The sequence below is a fragment of the uncultured Dokdonia sp. genome, from assembly GCF_937910895.1.
Taxonomy (GTDB): domain Bacteria; phylum Bacteroidota; class Bacteroidia; order Flavobacteriales; family Flavobacteriaceae; genus Dokdonia.
This window is the reverse complement of the sequence record NZ_CALEMI010000087.1, coordinates 1-15,054: the sequence shown is the minus strand read 5'-3', so window position 1 is coordinate 15,054 and position 15,054 is coordinate 1. Positions and strand designations below refer to the sequence as shown.

Genomic DNA, 15,054 nt, shown 5'->3' with positions numbered 1-15,054 from the left:
ATCAGTCAAGTTCAATGGTGGTTAATGCTTCTAAATAACTTCGTAAAGTAGTATGGCTGTAGCCCTGTATCGCCTCTTGTTTACTGATATCAGAAGCTGTGGTAAGGGTGTCTTGCGCTACTAAGGGGTCATACCCGCTCCAACGAGTGCGAAGGGTCGCAAGGGCATTATTCATACGGTCACTATAAAAAATAAAAGACGTTAATTCCTCTGAATTTTCACCTCCTGAATAAGGAGTCTCTAAATAGTCTTCAATCAGACCAACGACATTCTCTTTTTCTTTTAGAGCATTTTCGATAAGATTAAATAGATGCAGGTAAATACCTGAATAATGATCTTCGTACTGATCAAATGCAGTAGCGTTTTGAATACAAAATAGTGTTGCACTATCGGTATCGGTGATCAATTGTGGATTGTAAAATATCATCTGTTTGCAATTTTTAATTGTTCTACTAATTTTTTTAAAGGATCTATATGCGATTTGACTCGAAGCCATAAAGCTTCATAGCTCTCAACAATAGCTTCTAATTGGGGATGGGTTTGTTTTGTGGGGAATATCGTAGTAGGAATTTGTTTTCGACCCCCCACTAAAATCAGCATCATAGAGGCGACTGCTCCTTGTTTGTTATACAGGGTAAACCCATTGAGATTAATCACATCATCAACGATATAATGACGATACAGCCATTTATAAAAAGGAGCATATCGATTAATATGACCATCTTTACCGTAGCCAAAATGCCCCATAATGATGATACCTGATTTGCCCGAATCTTTTAGAGTATCAAGGCCAAGTCCTGCCATTAAATGCTCTAAGCGCATAAAACTTGCAAGTTCATAATGCTTATTAAAGTACTTGCCAACAATGCGGTTTTTATCAAAACGGTCTTCCTCCCATCGCGCAAAAGGTGGATTAGTGACCATTACATCAAAATGGTGTTTCCATTTTTTGGGAAAAGGCTCAGAAGCGTTCATGGCGTGCAACTCTGAAAACCGTTGAAATCGTAGTGAAGCTAAACGAGAGGTGTCAATTTCATTCACAATAGTCTTATGGGGTTTAGCCCCAACAAGTAACAGTCCATTGCCTGCGCTTGGTTCAAAAACCGCCTCGGCGTTTCTCATGCCTGTATACTCAGCAAGCATGGCTCCTATAAGACAAGGAGTGGAATACTGCTTGTATTTCTCCTTACTGCTATCCGAATAGGCATAGGTGGGTTGTACTTCATTCCAAAATCGGATCATTGCCTTTAGACTTACCTCAAACGGCGTGATTTGAAGATATAATTGACGATACCATAAAAGCCATGAGAGTTCTACCGCTTCCCATAGCATTCCAAGAGTAGGTACTTCCGCGGTCTCTAAAAGTGCCTCTATTTTCTTTTTTGTCAGTCGCTCTCCTTTATGATAATGGGTATGCATAATAGCCACTACCTGATCTAAATAACTAGGGTCTTGTTTTGGTGTTTGTTTTTCAGCTTGACTACTACCCTGTAAACTTTCGATATAAGCTTTTATGTTTGCTTTTGATTGTTGTAAAAGTGTAATTGTCCATTCTCTATTTTGGTATTCTTCCTTTAATTTTCCTTTAGGTTTGCCTGTATTGGGATTGATAAGTGCCTCTTGTTTTTCCTGTTCGATAGTGATCTGCTCATCAATAAGAGTGATTGTAAAATGGGGGTCTTTTATAGGACGATAATGTTCTATAGCGTGCCACCACTTGCTTCTATCGGTATCATTCGTTATAATTTCTCCTAGTGGGCGTACCGCTCTATGGTGGGTATGCAGATTGATATACGGATAGTTAAGCGTCCTAGGCAAATCCAATTCCTTGAATATAGCTTCGCCTTTGTTTTCAAAGAGTTCCAATAATGCAAAACGACTCACTGCAAACCCATAATCGGTTGGATGTGGGAATTGCATAAGTTCAAATAGCGAACTTGCATCAGCGCTCTCTAAAGTATCATCTGAAATATGTAATAAATACGGATACTCTCTTTTATAAAAAGTCCGGTTAGTATAGCTTATATTCCCGTAAGCGAAATCAGTTCCAACACTGTCGGGAATAAGCATATTCTCTAAAGTTTTTTCTGTAATACTCTTTACTTTAGGTAGGTCAGAATTCGCTTTTAATTCAGAAAGTCTAAAAAACTCGATAAGACGTAAAACTTGAAAGGTAATAGCCTCTTCAGTCGATGCCGTGTACTGCGCTCTAAAATCATCAATAACCCCTTTTATATCCTTTGTCAGGTCATCGGACTCACTAACATCTAATAAATCATTTATAAGGGCCTGGGTAATCTCTTTATCCTGCTCTATATCATCTATTGTGATTTGTAACTTCTGAATAACACTTTGCACTATACGGTATCCATTGGCTTCTCTTTTTTGAGCGTATTCCCTGTCAAGTCTTGAAACTTCTTTTATGGGGGCTGTTATAGGGATTACTTCTTTTTCTAAAGGCATCTCTATTTTTGTAGGTGCTTCTTTTAGTATATTTTTAATGATTGTTTTTGGCAGATCAAACCCTTTTTCTTTTGCTAAAGCGATGATCTGTTCTAGTACGCCTCCCATTCGTTCTCTATGAAGGGGATCATTATTTAAAATCACATCCCCTTTTTCTATGATAGTTTCTATTTGCTTTATTAAAGATGTAAACCCCGCTTTTAATGCTTTTTTATGGGATGGAAACTGCGGATCATAAATGCTAGGCGATCCTGCGTAACCAGAAAAATTACCATAGCCTTTTTGGTAATTCAGTCCATAGCTGTAGCTGTTTTTTTTGAATTGAGCAATCGTAATTTTAGCGTTATACTTTAGTTTTTTAGTAAATGGAATTTGATACTCCCATTGCTTTAGCTTCTTTTTTTTAGGAGCTACTAATTCTTTTTCCTTGGGCTCTTTTTCGGTGTTCTCTTTATCTAATATGTTGACTTCTTTTTCAGTTTTAGATTCAGATTCAGCTTCGTCAGCAGGTTCAAGTTTAGTTTTTACGGGGGTTACTTCTTTTGGTAATTCGGTAGGTGTTTCTGTTATCGGTTCAACAATTATTTCTTTTGCACTTTTAGTATTTTTATCATATGAGTCTGCGCTATATATAATTTGTCCTGCTTCAAATAATTTTTTACTAGCTTCTCTATATCGTCTAGGAAATACCATGATATGTTTTAAAGCATCTTTAAAGTGTATTTCGCTATACTGCTTTGCAATCTTTGTAGCCAAAGCTTGTAAGGGTTCAAAAACGATATACTCTTGATCCTTTCGATCTGCATCTTTAAATATGAATTGTATCTTACTAAATCGAACTTTTGGGATATGGTCTTTTGACGGCTCGTAAGAAGGATGGATAATAATGTTATTCCATTGTGTATTATTTTTTAAAGCCTGCTGAAAATCTTTTATAAATCGACGATACGAAGGGCGATCTTTAGCAAATAGTTTTAGTGGGGCATTTCTATATTCCCTAAAACCCAATTCCTTTAGGTAATCGCGTATCTCATTAGGAACTTCTTTATTAAATCGAAGCGCTACTGACTTGTTTTCTTTATTATGTAGTACTGTGAATTCCAAACTATGTTTTGTTTGAAGCCAAAATACTTCCGCTATATCAGGATTCCGTGGCGCGACTTTGGTAAAGTGACAAAACAAAAATCCAACTTTCTAAATAACAGTATATTAAAAAACCCAAAAAGTACCAAAGTCTAATAATGGAAATTATTACGCCTTAATTTTTGGTGCTAGATATTCGCTCTTACAAAAGAGACTTGAGTATTTTTAGCTTAGATAAAGAAAATAGATGTGTTGTAAACACTATTTTCTTAATGACCTTTAAAGAGTTTCTAAAGAAATAGGGTACCTTATATCAAAGCCTGTTTTCCTAGAAAAATAGCCTGTTTCCTTAGAGAAACACCCCATAATAAACGGCATCAATGTTTACCTTGTTTTCTAAAGAAATAGGGTAGGTCAAGCCAAAGCCTATTTCCCTAGAAAATAGCCTGTTTCCTTAGAAAAATACCCCACAATAAACGGCATCAATTCTTACCCTGTTTTCTAAAAAAATAGGTAGGTCAAACCAAAGCCTGTTTTCTTAGGAAAATAGCCTGTTTCCTTAGAGAAACACCCCATAATAAACTGCATCAACTCTTATCCTGTTTTTTAAAGAAATAGGGCTACGTTATACCAAAGCCTGTTTCCCTAGAGAAATACTACGAGATACTTAAAAGATTCTTTAAAGGTTTTATAATAAAGTGGAAGTTGTTTTTCAAAAAAACTCTTTACAGAAACATTAAATTATTCTAGGAAAACACCTCTCTTTCAATAAAAGAATCATTGTGATTTTAGCTATTTTCGCAAACTCAAAACCTTGTAGTGAATAAAAGAAAAATTCTTCCTGAAGTAGTAGCCGATTTTATCTCTCCCTTTTTTGTGTGTGAAATACAAAACACAAAAAGTGTATTTGTGGTTGAGCAAAGTGAATTTGATACTGCAACAGAAAATCAGTATGTTGCTTGTAAAAAATTAGATTATACTGAAGAGGCTAAATCGATTGTTTATTCTGCTCAGAACGCGCCAAGAATTGTAAAATATAAAAGGGAGTTACAAAATCTAGTTTTAACCTAAAATCTATATTAAATCACTTTAACTATTTATATTTTCTAAAAGCTTGAATGGTTTGATAGATTCCATAACTAATAAAAATTCTACCTATAAAATCCCAAATAAAAAACCATTTCTTGGGGTTTGGATCAATAGCCTTCATATAATCAAAGCGATGTGTTGGATTTAAAAATTGAACAAAATATTCCCATTGCCATGCTGTATAATCCCACGTAAACTCAAAGTAGCCGATATGTGACAAAGCTAAATTGAAAAAAAACGAAGCTATTGAAACTGTAAAAATAATTCCTAATACATAAGATAGTCCAAACCAATTCGATAGTCCATTAAGTGATAAAATCCCTAAATTAGAAAGCGGATTGAAAAAATGAACCCCATGTCTTATCTGTTGCCAAGATTCCTTAAAATGTGTCTTGCTTTCCATGACTTTATAACGAATTGCATCAATATAGTTTTTCTGACTCTCTAGCTGATGTTTTATGATACGATACGTTTCTCTTTTATTTTCAATTGGAATTAAATGCTTATGTGATAACGCTTCTTCATAAACCTCTTCATAGGCTTGGACATACTCATATTCGCCTGAATATTTTTTCATAGCCGTTTCTACATCCTTATGAATTTTACTATACGTAGCATAATCATCAATCACAAAATTAAATAGACTTAGTTTTCCATTTATGATTGCTAGGGAAATATCAAATCCCTTTTCAACAAACGTCCCTCGTAACATCATTAATCCATTAATTACGGTATATGAAAGCAGTACATTCTCTCTAAAGGTTACTGCTGATAAAACTACGGTATCTAAAAATTTAGTTTTGTAGAAAGTTATTGGATTATAAAAAGTACTTCTGAAGAAATTAACTAGGCTATGAAATGTAGTATTTCTAAAATTTACTTCATATAATTCACAATTATAGAGTTTGAGTTTTCCTTTGCTTTTTTCTGTTTCATTACCAAAAACAGCATCTTCACAGTCTAATTTTTCAATCACACAATATTGGAACTTTATAATGTTTTTACCACCTCTTAGCTTAAGGGAAGTCTTAAAGAAGCAATTATCAATAAATTTAAAATCCATATCTGTCGCTCCTATATAAACATCCTTAGAAAAATAGCAATTCTTAAACTTCAGAGTAGAAATATTTCTAAATAAAAAATCTTCCATTTCCTTAATGATTTTATTAGGAAATGGAAGATTTAACTCAAAAGCTATTTCAATACTATCAAAACCATCTTCATCATCCGAGTAAATAATCCCCCCATTACCATCTTCATCATCCGAGTAAATAATCCCCCCATTACCATCTTCATCATCAACAGTGATAGTTATATTTTCTTTCCAGATTTGGATTAATTCATTTATATCTTCAGCAACTCTTTTTCTCATAATACCTGCATTTTTTTACTCACATAATTCTTTAAAAAAATATGTAAGATGCTAAAATACAGTAAACAGAAATAATTACACCTTAGATATCTAAACAAATATAGAGGCTATTTTTTTCAAGTTTTTTCTAGTAAAACTATGATCCTTCCAAATAACCTTCATAGCGTGGAGGGCTAATTGTTTTCGGAATTTCTCCTTTTCTAATAAGGTAGTAATATGTAATTCCCAATCGGTATGGTCTATAACCAATAGCCCAGCTTCCTTTGAGTTTATAATAGATGCTGCTGGATGGTTTTTACAAGCTATTGAAGGTATACCCAGAGCAGAAACTTCAAAATAATGATGAGTTGGATCATATCTTGAATATTCAGAAACATTAAATAATGCCATAGAAAGTTGTAACTCTAAAACTCGCTGAAAATAAGTAAGAAAGTCCCCTTTGTCAAAAAATATAATGTTAGATTGTGAATAGTACTCTATCTTATTGCCTTTATAATCAAAAACGATAAAATGAACGTTATGACCTTTTTGTTTTAGTGCTTTTATAAAATTTGGCACTAAATCTAAGAATTTCTTTGAAGGATCAAATACACCAATATTTATATCTTCTTGTTGACTGTTGACAGGTTGTAAATTCTCAACATTTATCCTAGAGATAAGTGTTGGCATAACTGTCAAATAACATTTTACATCTTTAAAATAGAATTCAATAGCTGAACGATACTGTTTTAGTAAGGATTCATTTTGACATATACAGATATCCAGCATATTGATATTAGCAAGTATCTGATCTTTTATTGCAGAATTAATCTTTTTATAGCTTGTGTGCCAGAGAGGCATTTTATGGTAGTTCCCATCCAAATGCATAACTATTTGCAAGTGAGGATATAATAACCGCAACACCTTTATAAGATAGGTGATATCAGTTTGGATAGTTGGAAATACAATGTAATTAGCCCATTGTAATAACCGTACATCTAACATATTGACATAATCAAAAAAGTCCTTACTAGATTGGTCTAATTCTACACTACTGAGTATAGCGCTATGTGTTGTTGTTTTATTAAGTTCCAATGCAGGAAGTATGCTACTATAATATTCTTCGGATCGGAGTCTAGGACTTACATATAGTATGTGAACTTTTTTATCGTTAGGATCATAATTTGGATATCGTTTTACAAATGGAGTGACTTCTTTTAAATGCTTAAAGTGTTCAATAATGGTTTGCATAGGGATGGTCATGTGTGTTAATGTAAATTCATAAGCATTTAATCTGACTCGTAGTGAGCAATTAAGCGCTCACTAACTAAATCATAAATTTTAATTTCTCTTGCCTTGGGAATGTACTGAGCAATTTTGTTTTTGAATCTTTGTAGCCTAGTTGCTCTATCTTTGAGGTGGGAATGACTACTTTTCCAATCTAACGAGTAAAAAGTTGTGATATTGCCATTATTCAGCCAAATAATCATTTTAGAATAGGAATCCATTGGAACTGCCCATTTCTTGCGTATTGCCATTATCCTACGATTTAAAAAATGTAATAAATTCACTTAATGATACTTCATTAACACCTATTGTACCACAAGTATATATTCTTACCTTTTCTTTTTCATCTATAACCATTTGGATTCTCATGGTTTTTGAACAGGAAACGACTTCTAAACTTTTAAAGTAATTTTTTAACTTTTGCTCAACCAAAGATTTTCCGATAAAACTTGCTGTAAATCCATTAGTGAAAAACAAGGGAATTTCATCTAACGAAATTGTTTTAATCTGATTATTTCCTTTATATAATATAGCAGATAGTTCTTCCGATCTTTGTAAGATTTGCAATGAGACCATGCCGTGATGATGCGACTTTCTCACTAGAGAATTTGAATGATTTATAAAATGCTGTGTCATGCGATCTTCTTCGGATAAAGAATCCCCGAAAATACCTTTAAGCTTGTTTGAAATACTTTTTTTGAAAACTGTCATACTTTTATTGTCTTTAATGAAATAATTAATTCTAACCCTTTAAAATAAAGAGTGCCTCTTATCTTTATTATTAACACAATACATCTTTGTAGTGCGAATGTTAAATAGGCTCTTATAATGAATACACCTCACTTTTTAACAGTCGTGCTTCAAGACTCACACTACTTAACTTAAAACCTGCGCGCCAGCTAGCCATGAGTCTTGTTTTTGCACTTTTCCACTAAAGTCTACCTCTTAAATTGTTTTAACTAAAATCAGAGACATAAATGAGTTTATTTTTTCATTGGTATATATAGATGTATTGTTCATACTTCTAGGTTAGTAACTGAAGTTCCTATTATGCTTTTTTAAGTAACCACTATATATTTTCAAAGACATAAGGAGGACTTGGTATAAGTAAAAACTTATTCCTATTAGTTCTGCGTATTGTAAATAAATGTTTAGGAGATATTCTTGGCGTGTGTGGTGCAGTTCGCTAGAATGTATAATAATCTTAACGGCTTTTATACCGTTTTAAGAGCATATCAAACCTTTTGTCTAACGCTTCTTGTTCGTCAAGTTTCTTTGCAACTAAAGCAATACAAGCCCTGTAGAGAAAATTTCTTGTAAAAGCCTTGATTCTTTTATTGTTGAAGAACTTTGAGATTATGGATCGTGATGTGCCTGTTTCTTTTTTAAGGACTTCAATGGGTTTTTCGTAAAGACCAAACATAGTCTCTACGACTTCTGAGATTCTTTTCTGATTCATACTTCAATGGATTTTTCATAACGTGGTGCAATTTTTTAAAATATAACTCAAATATTTTGCCATATTTGTTATATATAACAAATAATTTGCTAATATTCGTATATTATTTGATAATAAAGTAACAAAATAAGTTTCATAAAAACTATGATATCGCAGAATTGAATTAGAATTAACTTAGTTATGATGCTTTGTTAACCAAGTTGTAACGCTTTGGTGTGTAAGTTGTGACGTTTTGATATCGCAGTTATAACTTAATAATATACTAATTTTAATATCTTATATTCACATAATCAAATGTATAACTAAAACTACCAACTTCCCTATGCCACCACCACCACCAACTATTTATCCAGAAACTATTAAATTTTTAGAAGTAATCGAAGAAATTAAAGAAACTAACAGATTGTTAAAGGTAGAACCCAAAACAGATATTGCAATATCAAATATTATCTACCCTTCTGATCGAACTATATTCTCAAAACTTAAAAATGGAATGCGAAAACGAATTCCTATGGATGCCCTTATGAACCTTGCCTTACATTTTAAAATTGATATGAATTATATCTTCTATGATGGTTTTGAAATTAATTACTACCCTGAAGTATTGCAAGATTCAGCAACTAATAACCAAGTAATTTTAAACGTATCTGATGACCATTTACGCATTATTAATAAAAACAACTATAATGCCCTTGGACTCACTATGAAACTCTACGAGCAAATGATGACTCTATTAGAACAGAACCGTAAGTTATCTGAAAACAAGAAAGTTAAATCTCAGTAAAGAAAAGTACTATCGCTTTGATATGTACGTAGTATCGTTTTGATATCCAAGTGGTGTCGCTTTTGTGACGCAGAATTAACTACACAGTGTATTTAAGCGTTTCTTAGCTTTGATAGGTACTTAAAAATAAGAGTGATTTCATATCACTTTTATTAGTACATATCGAAAGGGGATTTTATGACCCTATAATACTAATCCATATACTGAAACCTGCACAGTATTATAATTCAGTTGTTATGGAAAATAATAAATTCTATGAGTTAAAAGAGTTAAGAAACATTCTACCCATTACAGATCAACGAACCATTATTAAATGGTTAAGCGATCATCACATTCCTACCCAAACTATTGCGGGTAAAAAAGTAGTCCATCGATTTATGGTCGATATGGAAATTGATAAATCACTTGTCAAAGAGTTAAAACAGAAATATCCAGAAAAATGGGAAGAACTTTACACCTGTTATCAGGATGACGATCGTTTAGGGTATTTATTACTATTAGATGATGAGTTTATACCTACCAAGCGGTATGAATCCATTTTAATAAAGGAAGTTGAACAAAAGTCTAGCCTTGCTGCTAAATTTCTAAAGGGATAAACGATGACAAAGAAAAAATTGCCCACTAGAAACAAAAAGCACAAAGGACTCATGATTTATTGTGCGAATAATAAATGTAAAAAGTATTTTACATGGACAGAGCAAACCCTTGAGGTAGATGGAAAAACAAAACAAAAACACGCTACCTGTGGTGTATCAGGACATAGTTATACCCGATGTAAATCTATCGATAAGCACGTCTTTAAAGCCAGAGTGCATATACCAGGAACCGCTAAAGGAACCATCAGTAGAACACTAAAAGCAGAGACCTATAATGATGCTGTTCTCGAAGCAATAGCTTTTGAAAAGGAAGTAAAAGATAAAGTACTAGATGTAAACGTGCCGTTAATTCCTAAAAAACAAATGCATATTCATGTGTATTTAGCATCTGCGCAATCTGCTTACATTCTCTTTTTAGAAAATGTCAATGTAGCGGATCATCTTAAAAAAGAACGAACCGAGAAACACGTTAAGGAAGTGGCTAAATCTTTAATGCAGTTTAATGAAGCCTTAAAGAAAAAAGGTATAAAGAAAAAACTTCTACGAATGCTTCAAATAAATGATGATCATGTGGGTTATTTCCATTCCTATCTATTAAATGAAAAACAATATGCTAATAAAACTTATAACAATAAAATAGGAGTACTTAGAAGCTTTTTTGCGTGGGCTATTATGGAATTTGAGCTTAACATGAATAATCCATTTTCTAAAGCTAGAAATAGAACAGTTAATAAGCGGAATGATTCTATTACTATGCCAGAATATAAGGCACTATTAAAAGCTATAAACCCTGAAAATGGTATTTCTTATGAGGGAAAAGATAAAAAAACAAAAAGAAATAGATATAAGCCATGGTTAAAATCAGCTATTGAGTTAGGGTTACACACAGGAGGAAGAAGAGAAGAAATTATTATTCTTAAATGGAATATGGTAAAATATGTAAATTCAGAACCAAGTTATTTGGAAGTACCTAACTTAAAAGTAGAACGAGGCAAAGGAATAGGATTTAATGATGATGTGCCTCCTAAGATTATTCCAATAACAGTTGACCTTATGGAATTATTGAATCGCTTAGGATTTAAAGAAAAGAAGGATACTAATGGATATTTGTTAGATATGAATAGAGAAACAAGTCCCAACGTTCTTATGGAGCAAATGTCAAAAGGATTTTCTCATTTCTATAAATTATTAGAAACAGGTAAAAGTATTCAATTTAAACATCTAAGAAAAACCTACATTAGTTATATGAAACTAGCCATGGGATCGGAAACAGGAGATTTAACCTCTCATGCTTCTGATCAGGTGATAGATAAAAATTATGTTGATCAAAGAATAATAGCTAATGCGCAGAAGAAATTTAAGTTATTCAAATCCTAAAACTTTAAAAACATTTAAAATGTTCTTAAACCAAAAAAATATCCACTTAACATTTTATGTTAAGTGGATATTTCCTTTATTGAAAATTTTCTAGTCTGTAAATGAGTTACTTACTTAAGCAAATAAAATGTATTTAAAGATGGCATATATCGAATACGCTGATTACAAACTTCGGCACACCCATCGTCATCTAAACATTTTCGTATAGCAGATCCAACACAGCCACCATCGTTATCACCACATTCCGTGCAACCTTGATCTTCTCCATCAACTGTACAACATACTGTCACAGTTCGTTGAGACGATTTATTAGTTGATACCGAACTAAATCCTTTTGAGAAATCAGAAACGAAAGAATCCTCTAATTTATTAGCTTCACTTAGTCGCACCATTCCATCATCTAAAAAAGAGATTTCAAAATCTACAGGTTGGTTAATATCTTGAGATTGATTAATTATTTCTTCTATTGCAGTATTTAAAGTTAGATTAGAACTTTCATTAATTACTTCCTCTTCCGAAGAGCAAGACACTAAAAATAACACAATAGATGCTATTGAAAATAAAAATTTGTTTTTCATTTGGTTTTGATTTAAAATTGTTTCCCCTTAATTAATTTTTGTATTCAAATCTTTAATATTACAAATTAAATAACATCAAGATTAAACTATTCTTGCAAGAATACTTCGCTAATGTACTAAAGAAATAATAAATAAAAAAATCAAAAGGTTTAAATATCAATAGTTTACCAACAGTTTTGCACAAATAATACCACATATTTTTTACGGATAAACCACACATATTAAAAAAATACTTTGTAAGCACCAGATATATAAGGGATTGTTATTTTTAAAAATCTAAGTACTTATATATCATAAATATACGGTTATTTCAGTAAGAAAAATTTATTAAGTTCTCAAAAGGTATAAATATATCTTAGACTTATATTTTCTTTTAGATAATTTTGCTGTAAATATTTATTATTTTAAATAAGATAAGCATATACTACTGAATATCATATTGTTTCACTACATTTATAAGAGCTTTTTATAAAAATATATACGAAAAAAGTCAATTTTAAACAGTTAACCTAGAATATAGAACATCTTACTTATTTTTATGGGCGAAGAATCTGAAAATACTAGCAATCCTGAACAGAAAAAAGATTTTCAAAACGTGAAACAAAGTTTTGAACTTAGGAAAATTAAAGCAGAAGTTATTGAGTTAGAAAAAAAGTGGTGGCAAAAACCTTCTTATCTTGGAACAATAATCACAGGTCTAATTGGAATACCTACAATCATCATAACAATCTCTACAGGATTATTGAGTTCTCAACTTAAAACTATTGAATTAAAAGAACAGCTTTTACAAATAAAAACCGAATCATTCTATAAAACAATTGACAGTATCAAAATTAAAAATGCTAGAAGTCTCGACAGCATAAATAGCATATATAAAATTAGCGAAGAACAAAAGAATTTAGAAATAAGAAGATTAAATGCAACAAAAGATTCTTTGAGAGAACTTAATAAATCATTAAAGAGTGACCTCTTTGAAGTTTTTGTGAAAGAGTTTTCAGAATCTTTCCCAAATTCTAAGTCCAAGAGTTCATCAGATAATAAATAAATCCCACTACAATTATTAAAAAATCTTATTGTTTTTTAGTTCAAAGTAATGAGATATAATACACTATAAATATGTCAAAAAGTATGAAAACCCTACGTCAAAACCCTACGTCAAACCCTACGTCTGAGCAAATTTCTTTATTCTGAAGCATTACAAAACACCCGAAAACAAAAACAACCTCTTGAATATCAAAAGGTTGTTAGTAGTAGCAGGAACGGGACAAATATCGAACTTTTTAGTTCAAGATATAAACTTAATTCTAACTAGCTTTACTAATACTATTTGAATGGTTATAAGACTAAAAAGTAAAGAAAAGCAATCTTTAAATTTCGTCCAGATTAACAACAAATACAATCATGTCGGATTTTAAATTCATATTCCTTTTAAAATAAAATCAAATAATATGGTTTACACTGAATATATCAGTTATATACTTTATACTAAATAAGACATGACCTCTATACTCATCTTTAGCAAATGTGTTGACTTGAGATATACTTAAACCTTATTATTTGCAGTTCCAAATTAATATAAACATATATTCGAATGATTGTAGAATATTACAAATCAATAAAATACCTTTGAATTTATAGTGAGTATATAGGATATAATAGCAATTGCTATTATATCTTTGTTAGCTTTAATGCAAAAACATTCCGTCTGAATTTAAAATATGAACTACAAAATAGAAGAATCAAACCTGTTAGAGAAATTAAGTGAATTGGAAATTGAGATTCCTGAATCTCTTACTTTTCTACCAGAAAACATATCTGAAGTAAGTAATAAATCAGATTTTATATTTGCAGACTCTACAACGGATTTTAAAAAAGTGTTTAGACTTAATAATCTTGGAGCAACCGAATTAAATTCTGACTCTTCAATCTATCGCAGTAGAAAAAGTGCTGACTATTATGGACCAGCAATATTTATAAGCTTATCAATGTTGTCTGAAAATCAACACCTAATTGCAATAGCGATTAATGTTGCATCAGAATATTGTAAAGACTTTTTTAAAGGCACTATTGGAAAGAAAAAAGTGAAGCTTGATATTTATGTAGAAACTCATAAAAAAAAGACGGTTAAAAAAATATCATACGAAGGAGATTCAGAAGGCATAAAAGATTTGACTGAAATCATTAAATCACTAAAATGACAAAAGCATATCTTATAAATCCAAATGAACTAATTCGAGATTATAATGAGGTAATCGATGAAGCTCAAAAAAAGACGTTTTTCACTGTTGGAATTGAGCTTCAAAAGGAGGAAATAGACAATTTACAAACCTATATAGATAAACTATCAGTTCAAAGGAAAGAGTTTGCTGAAAAGAACAACGGTAATGAAGCCAATCTCATTTATTGTTTTGAGCGTTTAGCAATGATAATTCAGAGCGAATTAAAAATGCTAGTTAGCCTAAAAGAGGATGAAATGGCACAAGCTTGGGACATTCTTGTTGATTGTCAAGTACATTTAGGAACTGTAATTAGAAATTATCCATTTGAAAGCGACCATTTAGAACATTATTTAAATCGACTACATAGTTATGAGAAAACTCTATTTCCAAAAATGATTTTTAATAGTTATGGTGGTTTTGTAAAGCAAAGCCACTGTTCAATTTGCAAATCCGATTATGGAGATTGTGACCATATAAAAGGAAAGTTATATAATGGAGAAATGTGCACTAGAAATATAACGGAAGTTGAACTTGAAGAAATTTCTGTGGTAGAAAATCCTGCCAACAAACATTGCAGAGTGATTTCTATTGAGACCAATGGAATAAAAAAAGACGTATTAACATTAAGAGAAATAAGCACTAAAAGCTAATCGAGTAGGTGGTTCCGTCCCTAGCTAGGAACGGAATGCACCTCTCACACCACCGTACGTACGGGTCTCGTATACGGCGGTTAGCAATCCATCTTTTCAATCGCTCTTTACACCAATC

At 31.8% G+C, this 15,054-nt stretch carries 15 protein-coding genes; 7 read left to right on the top strand and 8 right to left on the bottom strand.

Annotated features, from left to right (window positions below; genetic code table 11):
• Position 1: 1 nt before the first annotated feature.
• Positions 2–427, bottom strand: coding sequence for a hypothetical protein (locus Q0505_RS10590; RefSeq protein WP_299212576.1), 426 nt, complete (start codon positions 425–427; stop codon positions 2–4).
• Positions 424–3,567: a hypothetical protein gene (locus Q0505_RS10585; RefSeq protein ID WP_299212574.1), complete on the bottom strand. Its 3,144-nt coding sequence runs from the start codon at positions 3,565–3,567 to the stop codon at positions 424–426. Before Q0505_RS10585 ends, Q0505_RS10590 begins: the two co-directional genes overlap by 4 nt.
• A gap of 798 nt (positions 3,568–4,365) precedes the next feature.
• On the opposite strand from Q0505_RS10585, the gene Q0505_RS10580 reads away from it, so the two are divergent.
• Positions 4,366–4,617 carry a hypothetical protein gene (locus Q0505_RS10580; RefSeq protein ID WP_299212572.1) on the top strand — a complete coding sequence of 84 codons (252 nt, stop codon included), beginning with the start codon at positions 4,366–4,368 and terminating at the stop codon, positions 4,615–4,617.
• A gap of 22 nt (positions 4,618–4,639) precedes the next feature.
• Here the strand turns inward: Q0505_RS10580 and Q0505_RS10575 are convergent, their stop codons facing one another.
• The 5 genes from Q0505_RS10575 to Q0505_RS10555 form a co-directional block, all read right to left on the bottom strand.
• On the bottom strand, positions 4,640–6,007 hold the full coding sequence (locus Q0505_RS10575; RefSeq protein ID WP_299212570.1) for a hypothetical protein: 1,368 nt from the start codon (positions 6,005–6,007) through the stop codon (positions 4,640–4,642).
• Positions 6,008–6,097: 90 nt separating this feature from the next.
• On the bottom strand, positions 6,098–7,249 hold the full coding sequence (locus Q0505_RS10570) for a glycosyltransferase (RefSeq protein WP_299212568.1): 1,152 nt from the start codon (positions 7,247–7,249) through the stop codon (positions 6,098–6,100).
• 26 nt (positions 7,250–7,275) lie between these two features.
• Positions 7,276–7,524, bottom strand: a complete 249-nt coding sequence (locus Q0505_RS10565; RefSeq protein WP_299212566.1) for a hypothetical protein — start codon at positions 7,522–7,524, stop codon at positions 7,276–7,278.
• A gap of 4 nt (positions 7,525–7,528) precedes the next feature.
• Positions 7,529–7,984 carry a hypothetical protein gene (locus Q0505_RS10560; RefSeq protein ID WP_299212564.1) on the bottom strand — a complete coding sequence of 152 codons (456 nt, stop codon included), beginning with the start codon at positions 7,982–7,984 and terminating at the stop codon, positions 7,529–7,531.
• A gap of 493 nt (positions 7,985–8,477) precedes the next feature.
• Complete coding sequence (locus tag Q0505_RS10555) at positions 8,478–8,732, bottom strand: hypothetical protein (protein ID WP_299212562.1); 255 nt, start codon at positions 8,730–8,732, stop codon at positions 8,478–8,480.
• Between the two features lie 322 nt (positions 8,733–9,054).
• On the opposite strand from Q0505_RS10555, the gene Q0505_RS10550 reads away from it, so the two are divergent.
• From Q0505_RS10550 to Q0505_RS10540, 3 genes are all read left to right on the top strand, one after another.
• The gene (locus Q0505_RS10550) at positions 9,055–9,516 is read left to right on the top strand and encodes a hypothetical protein (protein WP_299212560.1); all 462 of its coding nucleotides are present in this window, start codon (positions 9,055–9,057) and stop codon (positions 9,514–9,516) included.
• A 236-nt stretch (positions 9,517–9,752) separates the two neighbouring features.
• Positions 9,753–10,112 carry a hypothetical protein gene (locus tag Q0505_RS10545; RefSeq protein ID WP_299212558.1) on the top strand — a complete coding sequence of 120 codons (360 nt, stop codon included), beginning with the start codon at positions 9,753–9,755 and terminating at the stop codon, positions 10,110–10,112.
• A 3-nt stretch (positions 10,113–10,115) separates the two neighbouring features.
• Positions 10,116–11,489 (top strand): hypothetical protein, encoded by a 1,374-nt coding sequence (locus tag Q0505_RS10540; RefSeq protein ID WP_299212556.1) that lies wholly within the window; start codon positions 10,116–10,118, stop codon positions 11,487–11,489.
• Between the two features lie 110 nt (positions 11,490–11,599).
• On the opposite strand, the gene Q0505_RS10535 is transcribed toward Q0505_RS10540, so the two are convergent.
• Positions 11,600–12,067 carry a hypothetical protein gene (locus tag Q0505_RS10535; protein WP_299212554.1) on the bottom strand — a complete coding sequence of 156 codons (468 nt, stop codon included), beginning with the start codon at positions 12,065–12,067 and terminating at the stop codon, positions 11,600–11,602.
• A gap of 538 nt (positions 12,068–12,605) precedes the next feature.
• On the opposite strand from Q0505_RS10535, the gene Q0505_RS10530 reads away from it, so the two are divergent.
• From Q0505_RS10530 to Q0505_RS10520, 3 genes are all read left to right on the top strand, one after another.
• Positions 12,606–13,112, top strand: coding sequence for a hypothetical protein (locus tag Q0505_RS10530; RefSeq protein ID WP_299212552.1), 507 nt, complete (start codon positions 12,606–12,608; stop codon positions 13,110–13,112).
• Between the two features lie 673 nt (positions 13,113–13,785).
• Positions 13,786–14,265, top strand: coding sequence for a hypothetical protein (locus Q0505_RS10525; RefSeq protein WP_299212550.1), 480 nt, complete (start codon positions 13,786–13,788; stop codon positions 14,263–14,265).
• Complete coding sequence (locus tag Q0505_RS10520) at positions 14,262–14,936, top strand: hypothetical protein (protein ID WP_299212548.1); 675 nt, start codon at positions 14,262–14,264, stop codon at positions 14,934–14,936. Before Q0505_RS10525 ends, Q0505_RS10520 begins: the two co-directional genes overlap by 4 nt.
• The last annotated feature ends 118 nt before the right edge of the window (positions 14,937–15,054 follow it).

Excerpts from the sequence above, each read along its gene's own strand:
- Q0505_RS10590 (WP_299212576.1), bottom strand. The coding sequence starts at position 427 with ATGATATTTTACAATCCACAATTGATCACCGATACCGATAGTGCAACA.
- Q0505_RS10575 (WP_299212570.1), bottom strand. The coding sequence starts at position 6,007 with ATGAGAAAAAGAGTTGCTGAAGATATAAATGAATTAATCCAAATCTGG.
- Q0505_RS10570 (WP_299212568.1), bottom strand. The coding sequence starts at position 7,249 with ATGACCATCCCTATGCAAACCATTATTGAACACTTTAAGCATTTAAAA.
- Q0505_RS10565 (WP_299212566.1), bottom strand. The coding sequence starts at position 7,524 with ATGGCAATACGCAAGAAATGGGCAGTTCCAATGGATTCCTATTCTAAA.
- Q0505_RS10560 (WP_299212564.1), bottom strand. The coding sequence starts at position 7,984 with ATGACAGTTTTCAAAAAAAGTATTTCAAACAAGCTTAAAGGTATTTTC.
- Q0505_RS10555 (WP_299212562.1), bottom strand. The coding sequence starts at position 8,732 with ATGAATCAGAAAAGAATCTCAGAAGTCGTAGAGACTATGTTTGGTCTT.
- Q0505_RS10550 (WP_299212560.1), top strand. The coding sequence starts at position 9,055 with ATGCCACCACCACCACCAACTATTTATCCAGAAACTATTAAATTTTTA.
- Q0505_RS10545 (WP_299212558.1), top strand. The coding sequence starts at position 9,753 with ATGGAAAATAATAAATTCTATGAGTTAAAAGAGTTAAGAAACATTCTA.
- Q0505_RS10540 (WP_299212556.1), top strand. The coding sequence starts at position 10,116 with ATGACAAAGAAAAAATTGCCCACTAGAAACAAAAAGCACAAAGGACTC.
- Q0505_RS10535 (WP_299212554.1), bottom strand. The coding sequence starts at position 12,067 with ATGAAAAACAAATTTTTATTTTCAATAGCATCTATTGTGTTATTTTTA.
- Q0505_RS10530 (WP_299212552.1), top strand. The coding sequence starts at position 12,606 with ATGGGCGAAGAATCTGAAAATACTAGCAATCCTGAACAGAAAAAAGAT.
- Q0505_RS10525 (WP_299212550.1), top strand. The coding sequence starts at position 13,786 with ATGAACTACAAAATAGAAGAATCAAACCTGTTAGAGAAATTAAGTGAA.
- Q0505_RS10520 (WP_299212548.1), top strand. The coding sequence starts at position 14,262 with ATGACAAAAGCATATCTTATAAATCCAAATGAACTAATTCGAGATTAT.